This window comes from Paludibacillus litoralis (assembly GCF_037646705.1).
GTDB lineage: Bacteria > Pseudomonadota > Alphaproteobacteria > Rhodobacterales > Rhodobacteraceae > Pikeienuella > Pikeienuella litoralis.
In genome coordinates this window covers 117304-137276 of record NZ_JBBHER010000004.1, presented here as the reverse complement: position 1 = coordinate 137276, position 19973 = coordinate 117304, and the positions used below count along the sequence as shown (strand labels likewise).

At 66.0% G+C, this 19973-nt stretch carries 20 protein-coding genes; 8 read left to right on the top strand and 12 right to left on the bottom strand.

Going from position 1 to position 19973, the window contains the following annotated elements:
- Positions 1-35: 35 nt before the first annotated feature.
- Both ppa and guaA read right to left on the bottom strand, forming a co-directional pair.
- Positions 36-572 carry an inorganic diphosphatase gene (gene ppa / locus WG921_RS07525; RefSeq protein ID WP_340108602.1) on the bottom strand — a complete coding sequence of 179 codons (537 nt, stop codon included), beginning with the start codon at positions 570-572 and terminating at the stop codon, positions 36-38.
- Positions 573-666: 94 nt separating this feature from the next.
- Complete coding sequence (guaA, locus tag WG921_RS07520; RefSeq protein ID WP_340108601.1) at positions 667-2229, bottom strand: glutamine-hydrolyzing GMP synthase; 1563 nt, start codon at positions 2227-2229, stop codon at positions 667-669.
- A 161-nt stretch (positions 2230-2390) separates the two neighbouring features.
- Between guaA and WG921_RS07515 the strand changes: the two genes are divergently transcribed.
- A complete protein-coding gene (locus tag WG921_RS07515) occupies positions 2391-3941 on the top strand; it encodes a trimethylamine methyltransferase family protein (protein ID WP_340108600.1) in 1551 nt (516 codons plus the stop codon).
- Positions 3942-3953: 12 nt separating this feature from the next.
- Here the strand turns inward: WG921_RS07515 and WG921_RS07510 are convergent, their stop codons facing one another.
- The gene (locus WG921_RS07510) at positions 3954-4214 is read right to left on the bottom strand and encodes a DUF6477 family protein (protein WP_340108599.1); all 261 of its coding nucleotides are present in this window, start codon (positions 4212-4214) and stop codon (positions 3954-3956) included.
- Between the two features lie 199 nt (positions 4215-4413).
- Here WG921_RS07510 and WG921_RS07505 point away from each other — a divergent pair, with 199 nt between their 5' ends.
- The gene (locus WG921_RS07505) at positions 4414-5538 is read left to right on the top strand and encodes a DUF6456 domain-containing protein (protein WP_340108598.1); all 1125 of its coding nucleotides are present in this window, start codon (positions 4414-4416) and stop codon (positions 5536-5538) included.
- Here WG921_RS07505 and tpiA read toward each other — a convergent pair.
- The 3 genes from tpiA to WG921_RS07490 form a co-directional block, all read right to left on the bottom strand.
- Positions 5511-6254 carry a triose-phosphate isomerase gene (gene tpiA, locus WG921_RS07500; protein ID WP_340108597.1) on the bottom strand — a complete coding sequence of 248 codons (744 nt, stop codon included), beginning with the start codon at positions 6252-6254 and terminating at the stop codon, positions 5511-5513. The genes WG921_RS07505 and tpiA overlap by 28 nt on opposite strands.
- 129 nt (positions 6255-6383) lie before the next feature.
- On the bottom strand, positions 6384-6749 hold the full coding sequence (locus tag WG921_RS07495) for a HesB/IscA family protein (RefSeq protein WP_340108596.1): 366 nt from the start codon (positions 6747-6749) through the stop codon (positions 6384-6386).
- Between the two features lie 349 nt (positions 6750-7098).
- Positions 7099-7449 (bottom strand): DUF59 domain-containing protein, encoded by a 351-nt coding sequence (locus tag WG921_RS07490; protein ID WP_340108595.1) that lies wholly within the window; start codon positions 7447-7449, stop codon positions 7099-7101.
- Positions 7450-7518: 69 nt separating this feature from the next.
- Here WG921_RS07490 and tgt point away from each other — a divergent pair, with 69 nt between their 5' ends.
- From tgt to WG921_RS07465, 5 genes are all read left to right on the top strand, one after another.
- Complete coding sequence (tgt, locus tag WG921_RS07485) at positions 7519-8646, top strand: tRNA guanosine(34) transglycosylase Tgt (protein WP_340108594.1); 1128 nt, start codon at positions 7519-7521, stop codon at positions 8644-8646.
- 71 nt (positions 8647-8717) lie between these two features.
- Positions 8718-9107: an NADH:ubiquinone oxidoreductase subunit NDUFA12 gene (locus WG921_RS07480; RefSeq protein ID WP_340108923.1), complete on the top strand. Its 390-nt coding sequence runs from the start codon at positions 8718-8720 to the stop codon at positions 9105-9107.
- Between the two features lies 1 nt (position 9108).
- The gene (gene mlaD, locus WG921_RS07475) at positions 9109-9552 is read left to right on the top strand and encodes an outer membrane lipid asymmetry maintenance protein MlaD (protein ID WP_340108593.1); all 444 of its coding nucleotides are present in this window, start codon (positions 9109-9111) and stop codon (positions 9550-9552) included.
- Positions 9553-9554: 2 nt separating this feature from the next.
- The gene (locus tag WG921_RS07470) at positions 9555-10304 is read left to right on the top strand and encodes a class I SAM-dependent methyltransferase (protein ID WP_340108592.1); all 750 of its coding nucleotides are present in this window, start codon (positions 9555-9557) and stop codon (positions 10302-10304) included.
- Positions 10301-10771, top strand: coding sequence for a DUF2155 domain-containing protein (locus WG921_RS07465; RefSeq protein WP_340108591.1), 471 nt, complete (start codon positions 10301-10303; stop codon positions 10769-10771). Before WG921_RS07470 ends, WG921_RS07465 begins: the two co-directional genes overlap by 4 nt.
- Here the strand turns inward: WG921_RS07465 and aat are convergent.
- The 6 genes from aat to WG921_RS07435 all read right to left on the bottom strand — a co-directional run bounded on the left by aat (position 10729) and on the right by WG921_RS07435 (position 16426).
- A complete protein-coding gene (gene aat / locus WG921_RS07460; RefSeq protein WP_340108590.1) occupies positions 10729-11391 on the bottom strand; it encodes a leucyl/phenylalanyl-tRNA--protein transferase in 663 nt (220 codons plus the stop codon). The genes WG921_RS07465 and aat overlap by 43 nt on opposite strands.
- Before the next feature lie 43 nt (positions 11392-11434).
- The gene (gene accC / locus WG921_RS07455) at positions 11435-12772 is read right to left on the bottom strand and encodes an acetyl-CoA carboxylase biotin carboxylase subunit (RefSeq protein WP_340108589.1); all 1338 of its coding nucleotides are present in this window, start codon (positions 12770-12772) and stop codon (positions 11435-11437) included.
- 16 nt (positions 12773-12788) lie between these two features.
- Positions 12789-13277 carry an acetyl-CoA carboxylase biotin carboxyl carrier protein gene (accB, locus tag WG921_RS07450; RefSeq protein WP_340108922.1) on the bottom strand — a complete coding sequence of 163 codons (489 nt, stop codon included), beginning with the start codon at positions 13275-13277 and terminating at the stop codon, positions 12789-12791.
- A 126-nt stretch (positions 13278-13403) separates the two neighbouring features.
- Complete coding sequence (locus WG921_RS07445; RefSeq protein ID WP_340108588.1) at positions 13404-14150, bottom strand: DsbA family protein; 747 nt, start codon at positions 14148-14150, stop codon at positions 13404-13406.
- A 25-nt stretch (positions 14151-14175) separates the two neighbouring features.
- Positions 14176-15531, bottom strand: coding sequence for a M48 family metalloprotease (locus WG921_RS07440; protein WP_340108587.1), 1356 nt, complete (start codon positions 15529-15531; stop codon positions 14176-14178).
- Between the two features lie 145 nt (positions 15532-15676).
- Positions 15677-16426 carry a sterol desaturase family protein gene (locus WG921_RS07435; protein ID WP_340108586.1) on the bottom strand — a complete coding sequence of 250 codons (750 nt, stop codon included), beginning with the start codon at positions 16424-16426 and terminating at the stop codon, positions 15677-15679.
- A gap of 97 nt (positions 16427-16523) precedes the next feature.
- Here WG921_RS07435 and dnaE point away from each other — a divergent pair, with 97 nt between their 5' ends.
- The gene (dnaE, locus tag WG921_RS07430) at positions 16524-19955 is read left to right on the top strand and encodes a DNA polymerase III subunit alpha (RefSeq protein ID WP_340108585.1); all 3432 of its coding nucleotides are present in this window, start codon (positions 16524-16526) and stop codon (positions 19953-19955) included.
- Positions 19956-19973 lie beyond the last annotated feature (18 nt).

Sequence of the window (19973 nt, the reverse complement as noted above, 5' to 3'; positions counted from 1 at the left end):
CCGCCGGCGCGTCGATGTTCAGCCGGCGGCGCGACTCACTTCGCGGCGGCGTCAATCGAGTTCTGGAGGATCGCCTCCGCCTCCGCCTTGTCGCCCCAGCCGATCACCTTCACCCATTTGCCGTCTTCGAGATCCTTGTAGTGCTCGAAGAAATGTTTGATCCGGTCGCGGGTCTTGGGCTCGATGTCGTCCAGTTCCTGGACATGCGCCTGAAACGGGTCGGTCTTTTCATGCGGGACGGCGATCAGCTTGTCGTCCATGCCGCCGTCGTCCTCCATCTTCAGGACGCCGACCGGGCGGCAACGGATCACGACGCCGGGTTGAAGCGTGAAATCGCAGATGACGAGCACGTCGGTCGGGTCTCCGTCGGCATGGAGACTGTTCGGGACGAAGCCGTAATTGCAGGGGTAGAACATCGCCGTGTTGACGATCCGGTCGACGAAGACGGCGCCGGAGGCCTTGTCGATTTCGTATTTGATAGGCTGCGCGCCGTTGGCGCCGCCGGTGATTTCAATCACGACGTTGATATCCGAAGGTGGATTCTTCCCGGCGGGAATCGCCTCGATGTTCATTAGCTGTCTCCTTGAAAATCAGCGCCGCCTTAGCACCGGCGGAGATGGCGGGAAAGAGCGCCATGCGTGGCCGCGTCGTCGGCCCGCGTGTCGATCATTCCCACTCGATTGTGCCGGGCGGTTTTGATGTGATATCGTAAGTAACCCTGTTGATACCTTTGACTTCATTTATAATTCTTGTCGATGTCTCGCCGAGAAACTCATGCGAGAACGGGTAGTAGTCCGCCGTCATCCCGTCGACCGAGGTCACGGCCCGGAGCGCGCACGCGTAATCATAGGTGCGCCCGTCCCCCATTACGCCGACGGTGCGGACCGGAAGCAGCGCGACAAAAGCCTGCCAGATTTCATCGTAAAGGCCGTGTTTTCGGATCTGGTCGATGAAAACGGCGTCGGCCTGACGCAGAATCGCCAGCTTTTCCGGAGTGATCGCGCCGGGGCAGCGAATCGCCAGGCCCGGACCCGGAAAGGGATGGCGGCCGACGAAACTCGCGGGAAGGCCGAGCTCCTCGCCGAGGGCGCGCACCTCGTCCTTGAACAATTCGCGCAGCGGTTCGATCAGCTTCATGCCCATCCGCTCGGGCAGACCGCCGACATTGTGGTGGCTCTTGATCGTGACCGATGGCCCGCCGGAGAAGCTGACACTCTCGATCACATCCGGATAAAGCGTCCCCTGCGCCAGAAATTTGGCCCCGCCGACGGACTTGGCGTGTTTCTCGAAGACTTCAATGAAAAGCCGGCCGATGGTCTTGCGTTTGATCTCGGGGTCGGAGACGCCGGTCAACGCGCCGACGAAAAGATCCTGCTCATCGGCGTGAATCAGCGGAATATTGTAATTGTCGCGGAACATGCTGACGACTTCATCGGCCTCGCCGGCGCGCATCAGGCCGGTGTCGACGAATACGCAGGTCAACTGATCCCCGATCGCCTCATGGACCAGCACCGCCGTGACGGAGGAATCGACGCCCCCGGACAGGCCGCAGATCACCTTCTGATCTCCAACCCGCTCGCGGATCGCGGCGACGGCCTGATCGCGATAGGCGGCCATGGTCCAGTCGCCGGTGAACCCCGCGATGCGGATGAAATTCTCGAGGAGGCGCCGGCCGTTCGGCGTGTGATGAACCTCCGGGTGGAACTGGACCGCGTAAAAGCGGCGCTCGGTGTCGGCGGTGACCGCGTAAGGCGCGCTCGGCGACGCGCCATAGACCGCGAATCCCGGGGCCAGCCGGGAGACGTGATCGCCATGGCTCATCCACACCTGCTCGCGCTCGCCCTCGAACCACCCTTGCAGAAGGTCGAGCGGCGCGCCGGCCCGGCTGACGAAGGCGCGGCCGAACTCCGCCGTGCCGGCCCCCTGTTCGACGAGGCCGCCAAGCATCCGCATCATGACCTGCTGGCCGTAACAGATGCCGAGAACCGGAACGCCGAGCGTGAACACCGTCTCCGGCGGCTGGGGAGCGTCGGCCTCGGTCACGCTGGCGGGGCCGCCGGAGAGAATCACCGCTTTTGGCGCGAAGGCGGCCAGAAACGCGTCATCGACCTTCTGAAAGGGATGAATCTCGCAATAGACGTTCAACTCCCGCAGCCGCCGCGCGATCAATTGAGTGACCTGGCTGCCGAAGTCGATGATGAGAAGACGGTCGTGAATATCGGTGCTCATGGGGAGCGTGATTAGGGGGGAGGGTGGATTCGCGCAAGCGGGCGCATGACGGCGCGCGGCGGATGTCGCTCATCGCCCCTGCGGCGCCGATAACGACCGCACCGTCCTGGCCGCCGGGCTCTATCGTTGCTCGCAGACTTGGCGGAATGCGGGAGGTGGCGATGCCTGATGTCGCGCAAACGGGAGCGCGCCGGCGGGCGCGGGGCGGGGGCGCCGCGCGGCGCGCGGAGAGAACCGCGGTCCGGTTCGAGACCGCGCGTTTCATCGAGCGGAAGATCCCGACGATGGAGATTCTTTCCGAGGAAGCGCTCCAACTGATCGAACACAACGCCGAGACCGTCCTGGAGGAGATCGGAGTCGCCTTCACCGACAATCCCGGCGCGCTCGCGCTCTGGCGGGAAGCCGGCGCGGATGTCCAGGACGAACGGGTGCGTATTCCGCGCGGGTTGGCGCGGCGGCTCTGCGCCACGGCGCCGTCCAGATTCACCCAGCATGCGCGCAACCCGGACCGCAGCGTGGAGATCGGCGGCAAGAGCACGGTCTTCGCGCCGGTGTACGGCCCGCCCTTCGTCCGCGACGCGGAAGGCGGGCGCCGCTATGCGACGATGGCGGATTTCGAGGCGTTCGTGAAGCTCGGCTACATGTCGAAATGGCTTCACCATTCCGGAGGCACGGTGTGCGAGCCGACCGATGTCGCGGTCAACAAGCGCCATCTGGACATGATCCACGCGCATATGCGCCTGTCGGACAAGCCGTTCATGGGCTCCGTCACCGACCCTGCGCGCGCCGCCGATTCGGTCGCCATGTGCGAGATTCTGTTCGGCAAGGACTTCATCGCGCAGAACACTGTGATGACGTCGCTGATCAACATCAACTCGCCGCTGACGCTGGACGGGGTGATGATGGGGGCGCTCGAGGTCTACGCCCGCGCCAATCAGGCCTGCATCATCTCTCCCTTCATCGTCGGCGGGGCGATGGCGCCGGTCTCCGTCGCGGGGACGCTGGTTCAGGTTCTGGCCGAGGTTCTGGCCGGCGTCGCCTATTCGCAGCTTGTGCGCCCCGGCGCGCCGGCGATCTTCGGCGCCTTCGTCTCGTCGATCGACATGAACTCGGGCGCGCCAACCTTCGGCACCCCTGAAGCGACGAAGATCCTGTGGGGCGCAGGGCAACTCGCGCGCCGGCTGGGGCTTCCGTTCCGCTCGGGAGGCGGGCTTTGCGGCTCCAAACTGCCCGACGCGCAGGCGGGCTATGAAAGCGCGAACACGCTGAACGCCGCGCTTCTCGGCGGCGTCAACTTCATGCTGCACGCCTGCGGCTGGCTGGAAGGCGGCCTCGTCTCCTCATTCGAGAAATTCGTGCTGGACGCCGATCAGCTCGGCGCGCTTCACGCCGCCGCGTCGGGGATCGACATGTCCGATGACGCGCTGGCGATGGACGCGATCCGTGAAGTCGGCCCGGGCGGGCACTATCTCGGCTGCGCTCACACTCAGGCGAATTTCAAGACGGCGTTCTGGCGCTCCGAGGTGTTCGACTACAAGCCGTTCGAGACCTGGGCGGAGGAGGGCGCGCGGGACTCGCAGGCGCTCGCATCCTTGCGGGTGAAGCGCATGCTCGGCGATTATCAGCCGCCGCCGTTGGACGAGGGCGTCGCCGAGGCGCTTCGCGACTTCATCGCGGCGCGAAAGGCGGCGGAGCCGGACGCGTTCGTCTGACCCCGCCCGCGCTCAGGCCCGGTGGGACGGGCGGGACTCGGCGACAAGCGCCGACAGCAGGCTCACATGATGCGCGACCGAATAGGTGGCGGCGCCGGCGCGCCGCTCGGTTTCGCAATGGGCCTCCGCCGCCATGATCGCCGGCAGGACGCCAACGTCCTTGCCGAACATCTTCGGAAGAATTCGGGCGAGGTCGCGGTCGCGCTGATAAAGAGCGGCGCCAGCGCGGGCGGCGCGGCTCAGAAGACGGGGTCGGCGGATCGTGTCGGTCATTCGGCGCCTCATGGGTTTGGTTGACGCCCGACCTCATAATACACGTTATGCGGGTGTTGCCGACTTCATGTCATGAGCGCTCTCCATTGATTAAGATACTATAAACAAACGATTAAACCGAGTCTGATTAAGTTTATGTTCATCAGACTCCGGTAGCGAGGATTCGTCTAAAATTGTTCTCGCTATCAGGACGACAGGTATGAATGGACATCAGGACACGCTTCTCGCCTGCGAAAAACACGCCAGAAGCGTCTTCACCGGCGCAAACGGAAAGCGGGCCGCCGACGTGGCGGTTTATCTCGCTCATGTCGGCGCCGGCATGACGATGCGGGCGATCGCGAGAGCTCAGGGGCGCCAGCCTTCCACGGTGATGCGAGCGGTGCGCCGTGTTGAAGCGCTTCGCGACGACCCGCTCGTGGAGGCCGCGCTCGCGTCGCTTGAGGCGGCGTCTCCGAACACCCCCAAAAAATCGAAGGACTCGTCGATGCCGAATCCCACGTCTTTCCAGGCCCGCGCGGCGAAATTGACCAATATGGAGCGGATCGCGCTCGAGCGGCTGGCTGAGCCCGATGCGTTTCTTCTGGTGGCCAATGGCGCGGAGAAGGCTGGCGTGTTCTGCGCCAAGAACGCGTTCAGGAAGCCGCTTTCGATGATCCCCGTGGCGACGGCGACGCGGTTCCTGGCCGAGGATTGGGTCAAGTGCGCGCGTCGGGGCGAGCATTCCACGCGCTACGTGATGACGACGACGGGGCGGGCGATGTTGCGCCGTCGCAGCATCGCGGCGAAACCGCAGCCCCAGATGGGGCTCGCCGAGGCGCCGGGCGTTTTCGCCGGTCAGCACCAGGCGGTCGGCGAGCGGCGGATCGCCAACCCGCGCTCGGGCGAGATCGACACGGTCCAGGTGAACCTGGGCGAATCTCCCCTTGGCTGGCTTGCGCGGCGCCGGGACGGGAAGGGCGCGCGTCTGCTGAGCCCGGACGAGGTCGAGGCGGGAGAGAGGTTGCGCGAGGATTTCGAAATGGCGCAGATCGGCCCGAAGGTCGGGCAGGACTGGCGCCGGTTCCTGGCGCCGATCGACGGATCGTCGGGGCCGGGCCGGACCCCCTCTGAAGGCCCGCTCTTTGCGCGAGAGCGCTTCGCCAAGGCGGTGGAGGCGCTGGGGCCCGGGCTCGCGGACGCGGCGATCCGGATCTGCTGTTTCCACGAAGGATTGGAGGCGACCGAGCGGCGCATGGGCTGGTCCGCGCGCTCGGGCAAGGTGGTGTTGAAGCTGGCGCTACAACGGCTGGTCGATCATTACGGGCTCATGCGCCGCGCCGCCTGAGCCGCAATCTCCAGAAAGTCGGCGGCGGCGAGGCTGGCGCCGCCGACCAGCCCGCCGTCGACATCCGGAACGCCGAGGATTGTTCCGGCGTTCCGCGGGTTCATCGACCCGCCATAGAGAATGCGCATCGCCGCGCCTTCATCGCCAAACCGCCGGGTGAGCTCGGCGCGGATCGCGCTATGCGCCTCCTCGATCTCGGCGGCGTCTGGCGTGCGCCCCGTGCCGATCGCCCAGACGGGTTCGTAGGCGATCACGGTCGAGGCGGCGGCGGCGCCCGGGGGGATCGCGTCGGCCATCTGGCGCAAGATCACGGCGAGCGCGTCTCCCGCGTCGCGCTCCGCCGCCGTCTCCCCGACGCAGATGATCGCGGCGAGGCCGCCGCGCCATGCGGCCAAAACCTTTTTCCTCACGATCTCATCGGTCTCGCCATGATCGGCGCGGCGCTCGGAATGACCGAGGATCACCGCGACCGCGCCGGCGTCGGCCAGCATCTCGGCCGATATGTCGCCGGTATGGGCCCCTGATGCGGCCTCGTGGCAATCCTGCCCGCCGATGGCGACGCCGCGCCCCGCAAGGCGGCTGATGAGGGTCGCGGGGGGGCAGATCAGAAGGTCGGGGCCGGCCGGGGCGTTCGCCGCGATCGCTTCTATCTCGGCCTGGGCTCCGGCGAGGCCGTTCATCTTCCAGTTTCCGACGATCAGCGCGCGGCGGCCCATCGCACCCTCCTCAAATCGATGATTGGGACGTAACAAACCCGGACCTGCCGCGCCAGAGCGTCCGCCGCGGCGCCCCGACGAGGGGCCGGTCCATCTCGCCCTGAATCCAGAGCGCTCATACTTCTGAGGTCAGGCCTCTTCGCCGACCTTGAAGCTCACCGATTCGCCGCACCCGCACGCTTCGGAGACGTTCGGATTGTTGAACACGAATCCGCTTTCGAGGAACGATGTGCGGTAGTCGATCTCGGTGCCGAACAGGAACATCTGCGCCATCGGCGCGATGAGAACGCGCGCGCCGTCCTGCTCGACCACCTCGTCGTGCGGATCCACGGTCTCGGCATAGGCCATGGTGTACTCCATGCCCGCGCAGCCGCCCTTCTTCACGCCGAGTTTGAGCCCTTTTACGCGCCCCTCGGAGCCTTCCATCAAGGATTTGATCTGCGCGATCGCTGACGAAGTGAGCGTGACAGCCTGTTTTCCGGGTATGGCGAACATGAGCGCTCCTTTCTTCCGCAAATCTAGTGTCGTCCGGCCCCGATAACAACCGGAGACGCGGCGCCGCGCGGAGGCGGGCGCCGCGCGTGACAAAAAAAATGGCCGCCGCCGACAAAGCCGGGGCGACCAGTCAAGCCTCGGCGCGGCAAGCCGGCGGAGGCCCAGGGAGAAACTGTCGTCCGACGCGGAAAGGCGCGTCGATTGCGGCGCGAAGATGCGATGGCGCTTGCGACCGGGCTGCAAGACCGCGCCTGAGTCAGGTCGCCAAGTGCGTGAACCTCCACACCGACGGATTTAAGCATCTATCGTTAAGGTTGTATATGACAATCAGGAGTTGACCGAGATTTTCTCAGATGAAACCCAACTCGAGCCGGGCCTCGTCCGAAAGCATGTCCATGCCCCAGGGCGGATCCCACACCAGCCGCACTTCGGCCTTCTCGACGCCGGGAACCGCCTCGATCGCGTCGACCAGCCAGCCGGGCATCTCGCCGGCGACCGGGCAACCCGGGGAGGTGAGGGTCATGTCGACCTCGACCGCGCCCGACTCGGAGATCACGATCGAGTAGACGAGTCCGAGGTCATAGATGTTCACCGGGATCTCGGGGTCGTAGACCGTGCGGCAGGCGTTGCAGATCTGCTCGTAAAGCGGATGATCCTCACTCGACGCCTTGATGAGGGGCTCCCCCATTCCATCGTCCATGACACTCTTCCTTTCCCGGTTTCTCACTCTGATATATGGCTCATCCCGGACGCCGTCTAGGGATTGGGAATGCGACGATTCAGCTTTGAAGTGACAGCCCGAGACGGGCGTGCGCGCCGCGGTGCGATCCGGACGCCGCACGGCGAGATCCGGACACCCGCGTTCATGCCGGTCGGCACCGCCGCGACGGTGAAGGCGATGATGCCTGAAAGCGTCGCCGCGACCGGCGCGGACATCCTGCTCGGCAACACATACCATCTGATGCTGCGCCCGGGCGCGGAGCGGGTGGCGCGGCTCGGCGGCCTGCATCGCTTCATGGGATGGACGCGGCCCATTCTCACCGATTCCGGAGGGTTTCAGGTGATGAGCCTCTCCGGTCTCAGGAAGCTGAACGAAGACGGCGTGCGGTTCAAATCTCATATCGACGGGGCGGAGCACTGGCTGACGCCGGAGCGCTCGATGGAGATCCAGCGTCTGCTCGGCTCGGACATCGTGATGTGTTTTGACGAATGCACCGAATTTCCGGCGGAGGAGGCGGCCGCCGCGGCGAGCATGCGGCTTTCGATGAGATGGGCGGCGCGCAGCCGGGACGCGTTCGGCGACAGACCGGGCCATGCGCTGTTCGGGATTCAGCAGGGGAGCGTCTTCAAGGATCTGCGCGAAGAATCGTCCGCGGCTCTGAAAGAGATCGGTTTCGACGGCTACGCCATCGGCGGCCTCGCGGTGGGCGAGGGGCAGGCGACGATGTTCGATGTGCTCGACTATGCGCCGGGAATGCTGCCGGCCGACCGGCCTCGCTATCTGATGGGCGCCGGAAAACCGGACGATATCGTGGGCGCGGTGCTGCGCGGCGTCGACATGTTCGATTGCGTGCTGCCCTCCCGCTCCGGGCGGACCGGCCAGGCGCTGACGCGGCGGGGCGCGATCAACATCAAGAACGCGCGGCATGCGGACGACCCGCGCCCGCTCGACGAGGCCTGCGTCTGCCCCGCCTGCCGGACGTATAGCCGCGCCTATCTCCATCACGTGTTCAAGGCGAAGGAGATCATCTCCTCCATGCTGCTGACCTGGCACAACCTGCATTATTATCAGGACCTGATGAACGGACTTCGCGGCGCGATCGAGACCGGGACCCTGGAGGAGTTCGTCGCCCGGTTCGCATCCGAGCGCGCCGCAGGGGATATCGACCCGCTCTGAAAGGGCTCCGCATTCAAAGACGGGGCTGGACCGAAGGCCGGGCTGTGATAGAAGCCGTTGACCGCAACCGGATGGGCGTAGCCATGAGCTTTTTGAGCCAGTTGTTCACATGGTGGAACGGAGCGACTTTCGGCACGCATGTTTTCACCTCCCGCTTCGGCGAGAAGGTGGGCGAAGACGAGGCCGGCAACACATTTTATCAGAGCGCGGGCGGCGAACGGCGCTGGGTGATTTATGATGGCGTCGCCGAGGCGAGCCGGGTCGCGCCAGAATGGCATGGCTGGCTGCACCACACCTGGGATGAGCCGCCGACCGAAGCGCCGGTGATCCGCAAGGCGTGGGAGAAGGATCACAAGGCGAATCCGACCGGCTCGGAAGCGGCCTATGCCCCGCCCGGCAGCATGCGATCCCCGGAAAGCCGGCCGCGCGTCGGCGGCGACTACGAAGCCTGGAGCCCCTGACATGGCGTCCAACGCGGCGGAGACCCTGATCGGCGCGGCGGTTCTCGCGGTTGCGGGTGGGTTTCTCGTCTATGCGGCGCAGACCGTGGATGGCGGCGGCGTCGGATCCGGCTATTACGAAGTGACGGCCAGTTTCAGGAAGGCGTCCGGCATCGACAGCGGCGCCGATGTGCGCGTCTCCGGCGTCAAGGTGGGCACGGTCTCCGGCCTCACGCTCGACCTCGAGACCTACCGCGCGATCGCGTCGCTTTCGATCCGCGACACGGTGAAGATCCCCGAAGACAGCGTGGTGACGATCACCTCCGACGGGTTGCTCGGAAGCTCCTATATCGCGGTCGACCCCGGCGCTTCGGACTTCGTGGTGGAGGCGGGAGGCGAATTGACGAACACGCAAGGCTCTATCGATCTGATCGAATTGCTGAGCAAAGCCGTCGCTGGAAATTGACCATGGCGGAAGACCATTGGAGCGCGTCGCGCTATGAAGCGAACGCCAGGTTCGTCACCGATCTCGCCGGCCCGGTGGTCGCGCTGCTCGATCCTCAGCCTGGCGAGAGGATCCTCGATCTCGGGTGCGGCGACGGGCCGCTGACCAGGGCGCTGGCCGAGCGGGGCTGCGACATGGTCGGGATCGACGCCTCTGCCGACATGGTGGCGGGTGCGAGAGCCCGCGGCGTCGCCGCGGAGGTGATGGATGCGCATGCGCTCCCCTTCGTGCGGGAGTTCGATGCGGTCTTCTCCAACGCCGCGCTGCATTGGATGACCCAACCCGAGAAAGTGATCGCCGGCGTCGCGCGCGCGCTCAGGCCCGGCGGGCGGTTCGTCGCGGAGCAAGGCGGTCTTGGCAACATCGCCGCGATCCGCACCGCGCTGATTGCGGTTCTGGGGGAAGAAGGCGTCCAGACTGATTTATCCGAGATCTGGTCTTTCCCTTCGGCGGCGGAGCAGACGCGGCGGCTGGAGGCGGCGGGGTTCCGGGTCGAGGAATGCGCCGTTCATCCGCGCCCGACGCCGGTGGCGGCGGGGATGGAGGCGTGGCTGGAGACGTTGGCGGCGCCGGCGCTCGCGCTGTTGCCCGAGGCCGCGCGCGCTTCGGCGCGCGCCCGCGTGGCGACGCTGGTCCGCCCGGCGCTTTGCGATGCGGACGGCGCCTGGACCGCCGATTATGTCCGGCTGCGGTTTCGCGCGGTGATCGAATGAGGGCGTTCGCGCTTTTGATCGCGCTGATGATGGCTGCGCCGCTCGCCGCGCAGGAGACGCCGGAGGCGAAATTCGTTCCTGCGCCCGATGAGGTGATCCATGGCGGAGCGGCGCCGGCCCCGGGCTATATCGAAGAGCTGATCGAAGCGGAGCGGCCGAAATGGCGCTCCGAGGAGCGGCCGGTCGCGATCCTTCGCGGGCTGGACAAGATCGCGGGCCGGGTCGCGGATATCCGCGTGAAGGTCGGCGAAACCGCAACCTATGAGCGGTTGCACATCACGGTGGAGGAATGCCGCGTGCCGCCGGCCGGCGAGGTTCCGGACGCGTTCGTGTTCCTGAAGGTCGTGGATGGGAACGAGGGAGTGGAGCCGGTCTTTTCCGGCTGGATGTTCGCCTCAAGCCCGGCGCTGAGCGCGATGGATCATCAACGATACGATCTCTGGGTGCTGAGCTGCGCGACCTCGTGAGGCGGCGTATCCCGGGGGAGCGCGTCAAAATCCGCTGATGTCGAGATCGCGAGATCCAGAAGATCGCGGTAACGCCGGCGGCTGATCGCGCAGGCGCCGAACTGCGCCAGGTGCTCCGTGACGAACTGGGTGTCGAGCAGTCGGAATCCGCCAAATTTCAGGCGCGCGACGAGATACACCAGCGCGATCTTCGATGCGTCGGGCGCGGTGCTGAACATGCTTTCGCCGAAGAACGCGGCGCCGAGCTTCACGCCGTAAAGGCCGCCCACAAGCGCGCCCTCGCGGCGCACCTCGACGGAATGCGCGTAGCCCATGCGATGAAGCGCAATATAGAGGCGCCGGATTTCATCGTTGATCCAGGTCGACGACCGGGCGGCGCAATGATCGATCACCGCTTCGAAATCACGGTCCACATCAACCTCGTGGCCGCCGCGCCGGACAGTTTTCAGCAGGCTTCTGGACGCATGGAAGCCGTCGAGCGGAATGACGCCGCGAAGGTCGGGTTCGATCCACAGAATCTCACTGGAATCGGCGGAATCCGCCATTGGAAACACCCCCGCCGCGTAGGCGCGGAGCAGGAGAGACGGCGTTACCTCGAGTGGCGCGGCTCTGTCGGACATGGTCGGATTGTCGTCCGGCGTGCGCGCCGGAGCAAGTGGGCGCTCACTCCTTGAGCCAGTTTTCCAGCCAATGAATGTTATAGGCGCCGGATCGGACATCCGGCTCCGCCAGAAGGCGCGTGAAAAGCGGGCCGGTGGTCTGCACCCCGACGACGACAAGCTCGTTCAGCGCGCGGTCGAGCCGGTTGATGGCCGTTTCACGATCCGATGCGTGGACGATCAGCTTGCCGATGAGGCTGTCGTAATAGGGCGGGATCGAATAGCCGGCGTAGATGCCGCTATCCATACGCACGCCAAGCCCGCCCGGCGCGTGATAGGCGGTGACCAGGCCGGGGGATGGCGCGAAATTGGGCAGGGATTCCGCGTTGATGCGCGCCTCGATGGCGTGGCCGCGCACGATCAGGTCCTTTTGCGCGAAGCTGAGTCCGAGACCGGAGGCCACCCGGATCTGCTCCCGGACGAGGTCCACGTCGAAGATCGCTTCGGTCACCGGATGTTCGACCTGAATGCGCGTGTTCATTTCGATGAAGAAGAACTCGCCGTTCTCATAGAGAAACTCGATCGTTCCGGCGCCCCGGTAGCCCATCTTCGCCACCGCATCGGCGCAGAGGCCGCCGATCCGGGCGCGCGTGTCGGGGTCGATGGCCGGCGAGGGGGCTTCCTCCAGCACCTTCTGGTGGCGGCGCTGAAGCGAGCAGTCCCGTTCGCCGAAATGCACCGCGTTCCCTGCGCCGTCGCCAAAGATCTGCACCTCGATATGACGCGGCCGCCCGAGGTATTTCTCCAGATATACGGTGTCGTCGCCGAAGGCCGCTTTCGCTTCTGAGCGCGCCGCGCCGAAGGCGACATCGATCTCACCGGCGTCCCGCGCCACCTTCATGCCCCGCCCGCCGCCGCCGGAGGCGGCTTTGACAAGCACCGGATATCCGATCTCTTCGGCGGCGCGGCGCGCCGCGTCGAGCGTGGCGACGCCGCCCTCGGAGCCCGGAACGCACGGCACGCCGAGCCGGCGCATCGTGTCCTTGGCCGTGATCTTGTCGCCCATCAGGCGGATATGTTCTGCGGTCGGGCCGATGAAGGTGAGGCCGTGCTCCTCGACGATCTGCGCGAACGCGGCGCTTTCCGAGAGAAAGCCATAGCCGGGATGGATCGCGTCGGCGCCTGAAATCTCGCAGGCGGTGATCAGCGCGGGAATGTTCAGATAGCTTTGCGCGGCGGCGGGCGGCCCGATGCAGACGCTTTCATCGGCGAGGCGCACATGCATCGCATCGGCGTCCGCGGTGGAATGGGCGGCGACGGTCCGGACGCCAAGTTCACGGCAGGCGCGCTGGATCCGGAGCGCGATCTCGCCGCGATTGGCGATTAGAACCTTCGAGACCATGGCGCGCCCCTGTTGATTATTCGATGATGACGAGTGGAGCGCCGAATTCGACGGCCTGGCCGTTGTCGACCATGATCCGCTTGACGACGCCGCTGAAAGGAGAGGGAATCTGGTTCATCGTCTTCATCGCCTCGACGATGAGGAGGATCTGCCCCTCTTTCACCTGATCGCCGACATTCACGAAGCTGGGGGCGCCCGGCTCCGGCGAGAGATAAACCGTGCCGACCATCGGCGAGGTGACTGCGCCGGGATGCTGCGCGGGATCTTCGGGGGCGCTCGGCGCGGCGGCGGGCGCGGTCAGAGACGGAGGCGCGGCCGGCGCGGCGGCGGGCTGAGCCTGCGCCGGCGCCTGCGCCTGAACGAACTGACGCGTCAGACGCACCTTCAGGTCGCAGTGTTCGCCCTCTTCCCGGGTGACGTCGATTTCGGTGAGGTCGTGTTCGCGCAAGAGACGCGCCAGCGCCTCGATAAACGCGACATCGGCGTCGTGCTGCTTCGCCATGATGACTCCTCTCTCTCGCCCGTCGCCCCGGGGGTCGTCTTGTCTGCCGATAGGATTTTCAGTTTACGCGGGGCGTGCGCGCGTTATACGACGTCGGCTTCTCCGGTCAATCATCGGCGCGCGCCGGGGTCAACCCGGCCGGCGCGCCTCCTCGACCATTTCCCGAAGCCGGTCATAAGGAACAAAACCGCGGACGACCTGATCGCCGATGATGAATCCCGGCGTCCCGTTGATCTCCAGCCGCCGCGCGAGCGCATATGTGGCGCGGATGTTCTCCGCGATGCCAGGGTCCTCCATGTCGGCCTTGAGGCGGTCGACGTCGAGGCCGGTCTCCCCGGCGATCGTGAAGACGGCCCGCTCATCCAGAGCGCCGCGATGCGAGAGCATGGCGTCGCTATACGCCCAGTAGAGGTCGTCGCCCTGCCTCCGGGCCGCCATCGCCGCGCGGCTGGCGAAGGTGCTCCTCGGACCGAGGATCGGAAATTCCTTGAGGATGACGCGGACGCCGTCGTCGGCTTCGAGCAGGGACTTCAGGCTTTCATGGGCGCGCTTGCAGTAGGGGCATTCATAATCGAAGAATTCGATCACGGTCACATCGCCGTTCGGATTGCCGGCAACCCCGCTAAAGCCGTCATCGAAGAGCTCGCTCCGGGCGGCGGCGATCTTTTCCCGGTCGGCGGAATTCGCCTGCTCGCGCTGGCGCTGCTCCAGAACCTGCATCGCCTCGACGATGACTTCCGGGTTTTCGAGAAGATAGGCGCGGATCTGATCGTTGATCGCGGCCTGCTCGGCGTCCGAGAACTCCGCAGCGCCCGCAGGCGCCATGACGGAAAGCGCGGAGAGCGCAAAAAATGTGGCCACGATCAGGCGGGTCATAGAGCGGTCCTTTTCATATTGCGGCTCAGTTATCACGCAACGACTGTTCGGCGACAGCCCGAATATCGTCGGCTCTCAGCCAGCCGGGAGAGCCGACCGGCAGCTGATCGAGCGCGCGCGTCGCATGGCGAAGCGCGTCGCGCGGCGCGCCGGCCAGGGCGAAGCGCTGAGCGGTGGCGAGCGCGGCCTTGCCGTCGTCCCCCGCGCGCGCATAGGCGAGCGCGAGATCGCGCAGCACGGAGGGCTCCTCGGCGCCGCCGAGGGCCGCTTGCTCCAGCGTGGTCAACGCCTCGGCGTTGAAGGCGGGATCGTCGAGCGCGAGGAGGGCGCGGCCAAGTCCGCCGCGAATCAGCGCCTCCTTCGGCGCGAGCGCGACGGCGCGGCGGTAGGGCTCCACCGCCGCCGCGCCGCGCCCGCTTTCGAACAGGATCTGGCCCTTCAGCTCCCAATAGAACGGGTCGTCGGGGCGAAGCGCGATGAGTTGATCGACCGCCTTCAGCGCGCCGGCCGGATCGGGCAGGCGATGAAGCGCGATCGCGCGGCGAAGCGTGTTGATCTCGCTCGTCGGGTCCGGCGCCATCTCGAGCGAGGAGAGCGTTCGCTCCGGTCGATCCGTAAAGGCCGTGAGCTTCGCGCGCATGCGGGTGTGCCAGTAGGCGAGCTCGGGGCCGGCCGACTTCCCTTTCGCGGGGCTTTTCGCGGCCCTGTCCTCCAGCATGGCCATCCGCGCGCTGCTCAATGGGTGGGTGATCGCGTAGGGATCGACATTCGCGGCCTGGAAAACCTCCTGATCGCGGAAGATCTTCAGCACGTCGAGCACATAGGCGGGGTCGACGTCGGCTTTCTCCAGATACGTCGCGCCGGCCTGATCGGCGCTCGATTCCTCGGATCGGGAATAGGCCATGAAGCTGCGCTGAAGGGCCGATTGCGCGCCGAGCGCGCCAGCCATCGCGACTTGCGGCTCGCCGGACGCGGCGCCGGCCAGCGCCGAAAGCAACAGGCCGAGAGCCATCGGGCCCTGCATGTCCCGCATGTGGATTTCGCGCCGGGTCAGGTGCCCGCCGGAGATATGGCCGGTTTCATGCGCGATCACGCCCATCAGCCCTTCCGGCTGCTTGATCTCGGCGAGGAGGCCCGTGTGAAAGACCATGTTGCGGCCGCCAAACACGAAGGCGTTGAGCGTGGGGTCTGAGAGAATGAAGAAATGAACGCTGTCGGGCGCGAGTCCCGCCGCGTTGAAAATGGGCGTCGACAGCTTCTTCAGCGTGGCCTCGATCTCGGCGTCGCGGATCAGGCCCCCCGCGAGCACGGGCGCGGCGACGGCGACGGACATCGCCGCAGCGGCGGCGGTCGCGGCGAACCAACGGGCGATGCGTCTCACGTGCTCCGGGCCTCCGTCGCTCTCGGCGGGCTGCGCGCAATCCTGCGGCGCGGCCGCCGCTCACTCCATAGTAAGGCTGCGCGCGCCTCGCATTTCAAGGTGGACGCGGCTGCTGATCTCCGCTTCGTGATGGCGCGCGGCGGCGTCATTCCGCTTTTGCGGTCTTTCTTTCCCGCTCGGCGACGAGTCGATCGTAATCCGGGTGCATCGTGCCGTGGAGCCGATCCCAGATCGAGGTGAAATTCCCGTAATTCCACCGGTAAAGCTCATGGTGCTGATCATGATACGTGACGCAAACCATGGGCGAGGGGAAGCGCGTGCCGCGGTCGGCGAAGAATTCGTAACCGCAATGGCCGAGCTGGCCGTTGAAATGATCGTAGAGCCGGTGAAGCACGATGGCGAGAGGCGGGATCGGCAGGAGCACCGCCGCCCAGATCATGAAGCTCTGAAGCATCAGCGTCTCCACCAGCGATTGGCTGTCGGAGGACCAGACCGTCGGCGCGCGGGACTGATGATGCCAGCGGTGATACCGGATCAGCGGCTTGGTGTGCAAAAGCCTGTGAGCCCAGTAGAAATAGAGATCGTACCCGACGATGAGAATCGCGGCGCCCGCGATCACGCCGAGCCAGCCCGTCATCGGCGCCCAGAGCGTATGGCCGAAGACGCTGAGCGTGATCGCCAGCGCCATGCACGCCGAAGTGGCGGCGATGGAGCGCAGGCTCTCCATGATTTCTTCTCGCGCCCGGTGCGCGCCATCGGCGTTCGCCTGGATCTTCCGCTCGGAGCGGCGCGCCGCATAGGCGAGGATCGCCCAGCCTCCGAGAAAATAGAGCGCGGTGTTGATCACCCAGATCACAACGGTCAGCGCGAGGAAATGAACGGCGAAGGCGAGCATCGAGGCTCCTCTGGTCTGTTCGCCGCACCATAAGGCCGCCGGGCCGGTTTCGCCAGTCGGGCTGGCGCGGCGGATCGCCCTTCTCTAGCGTTGGCGCATGACCGACTCGCCCTTCATCCATTTGCGCCTCCATTCGATCTACTCGCTGCTCGAGGGCGCGGTGCCGGTGAAGACGCTGCCAAAGCTCTGCGCCGCCGCGAATATGCCGGCGGTGGCGATCACCGACACCAATAACCTCTTCGGCGCGCTGGAGTTTTCCGAAACCGCCGCGAAGGCGGGCGTGCAGCCGATCATCGGGTGCCAGCTGGACCTCGCCTATGCGCCGGCGCCGCAACCGGGGCAGCGGCCGGCGCCGCCCGCTCCGGTCGTGGTTCTGGCGCAGACGGAGACGGGGTACCGGAACCTGATGGCGCTCTCCTCCAGCGCCTATCTGGAGGCGGGGGACGCGCCGCATCACGTCACGCTCGAGACGCTGAGCGACCGCGCGGAGGGCTTGATCCTGCTCACCGGCGGCGCGCTCGGCCCGCTCGGCCGGCTGGTGCTGGGCGGCAAGGCCGCCGACGCCGGCGCGCTGCTGGACCGGCTCGCCGAGCGTTTCGGCGACCGGCTTTACATCGAGATCCAGCGGCACGGAGCCGAGGGCGCGCTGAGGACCGAGGAGGAGGAGGCGACGGAGCGCTGGTTCGTCGAGGAAGCCTATCGGCGCGGCGCGCCGCTGGTCGCGACGAACGATGTCTATTTCCCCGGCGCCGACATGTATGAGGCGCATGACGCCTTTCTCTGCATCGGGCAAGGCGCCTATGTGAATCAGGAGGCGCGCCGGCGTCTCACCCCCGAGCATCGGTTCAAGTCCGGCGAGGAGATGCGTCGTCTTTTCAGCGACTTGCCCGAAGCGATCGAGATGACGGCGGAGATCGCGCGGCGCTGTCACTGGCGACCGAAGCCGCACGAGCCGATCCTGCCGAAATTCGCCGATGACGAGGTTGAGGAATTGCGCTCTCAGGCGCGGGCCGGCCTGGAGGCGCGGCTTTCCGTCATCCCGCTCGCCGCGACGGCGGAGGCGTACAGGGAGCGGCTGGAGTTCGAACTCGGCGTGATCGAGGGCATGGGCTTCCCCGGCTATTTCCTGATCGTCGCCGACTTCATCAAATGGGCCAAGGAAGCCGGGATCCCGGTCGGGCCGGGCCGCGGCTCCGGCGCGGGCTCTCTGGTCGCGTTCGCGTTGACGATCACCAATCTGGATCCGTTGCGTTACGGCCTTTTCTTCGAGCGCTTTCTTAATCCGGAGCGTGTGTCGATGCCGGATTTCGACATCGATTTCTGCATGGATCGGCGCGAGGAGGTGATCGCCTATGTCCAGCGGAAATACGGCCGCGAGCGCGTGGCGCAGATCATCACCTTCGGCGGCATGCTCTCGAAGGCGGCGGTGCGCGACGTCGGGCGGGTGCTTCAGATGTCCTATGGGCAGGTGGACAGGCTGTCCAAGCTGATCCCGATGGAGGGCGTGAAGCCGATGTCGGTGAAGCGCGCCCGGGCGGAGGAGCCGCGCCTGGCCGAGGCGGCCCGCGAGGAATTCGTCGTCGGGCAGCTTCTGGACATCGCCGAGAAGGTGGAGGGGCTGCTTCGGAACGCCTCGACCCACGCCGCGGGGGTCGTGATCGGCGACCGGCCGTTGGTGGAGCTGGCCCCGCTCTATCAGGATCCGCGGTCGGACATGCCGGCGACGCAGTTCAACATGAAATGGGTCGAGGCGGCCGGGCTGGTGAAGTTCGACTTTCTCGGCCTGAAGACGCTGACGGTGATTCAGGGCGCGCTCGACCTGCTCAAGGCGCGCGGCGTCGAGGTGGATATCGACGCGATCCCGCTCGACGATGAAAAGACATATGCGCTCTATGGCTCGGCGAACACCGTCGCGGTGTTTCAGGTGGAGAGCCAGGGGATGCGCGACGCGCTCCGGCAGCTTCAGCCGACGACGATCGAGGATATCGTCGCGCTGGTCGCGCTCTATCGGCCGGGGCCGATGGAGAACATCCCGAAATACTGCAACGTCAAGAACGGGCGGGAGAAACGCGGCTCCATCCATCCGCTGATCGACGATGTCCTCGACGAAACGCAGGGCATCATCATCTATCAGGAACAGGTGATGGAGATCGCCCGGAAAATGGCGGGCTACACGCTCGGCGGCGCGGATCTTCTGCGCCGGGCCATGGGCAAGAAGATCCAGGAGGCGATGGACGCCGAGCGGCCGAAATTCCTCGACGGGGCGGCGAAGAACGGCGTCGACAAGGCGAAGGCGCAGGAGGTCTGGGATCTTCTGGACAAGTTCGCCAATTACGGCTTCAACAAGAGCCACGCCGCCGCCTACGCCGTCGTCAGCTATCAGACCGCATGGCTGAAGGCGAACCACCCGGTGGAGTTCATGGCCGCGGTGATGAATTGCGACATGCATCACACCGACAAGCTCGCGATCTACAAGCGCGAGGTCGATCGGCTGGGGATCGAGACGATCCCGCCTGACGTGAACCGCTCTGACGCCTTCTTCACCGTGGATGGCGGGCGTCTGCTTTATGCGCTCGGCGCGCTGAAGAACGTGGGAGCGGAGGCGATGAAGTTGATCGTCGCGGCGCGCGCGGCCGGCGGCCCCTTCACGGATCTTTTCGATTTCGCGCGCCGGGTCGACTGCAAGCGGATCGGCAAGAGGCCGCTCGAGATGCTGGCGCGGGCGGGCGCGTTCGACGGGCTCGAACCGAACCGGCGGCGGGTGTTGGAGAGCGTCGACATGCTGACCGCCTATTCGGCCGCTTCGATCGAAGCGGCGAGTTCGGCGCAGGTGTCTCTCTTCGGCGATACGGGGCAGGGGCTGCCGCCGCCGCGCCTCGCCGCGCCCGAAGATTGGCTGCCGACGGAACGGTTGGCGGAGGAGTTCTCCGCGGTGGGGTTCTATCTGTCCGGCCATCCGCTGGATGATTACGCCGGGCCGCTGAAGCGCAAGAGGGTGCAGACCTACGCCGAGATCGTCGCGGGCGGCCGGAGCGGCGTCTCCACCCGCATCGCCGGCTCGGTCATGGCGCGCCAGGAGCGAAAATCCGCGCGGGGCAACAGGTTCGCCTTCGTAAGACTGTCCGATCCCACCGGCGTCTATGAGGTCACGGTCTTCTCCGACGTGCTGACCCAGCATCGCGACGATCTCGAGCCGGGAAACAATCTGGTGCTTACGGTCACCCCCGAGATCGACGGCGATCAGGTGAAGATGCTGGTGGACGCGGTGCAGCCCATTGACGACGCGGTCCGGGACGCGGCCCCGGCCGGGCTCCGGATTCATGTGACCGAGATGCGCGCGCTTGAGAGCATCCGCGCGCGCCTCGATGAGGCGAAGGGCGCGCATGGCGGGCCGGTGCGCCTCGCCTTCACGCTTCCGGAGCTTGGCCGCGAGGTTGAAGTGGCGCTGCCCGGGGAGTATCCGGTCACGCCGGCGATCAAGGGCGCGATCAAGGCGGCGCACGGCGTCCTTTATGTCGACGAGTTCTGACCGGGGCCGGCGATGGGC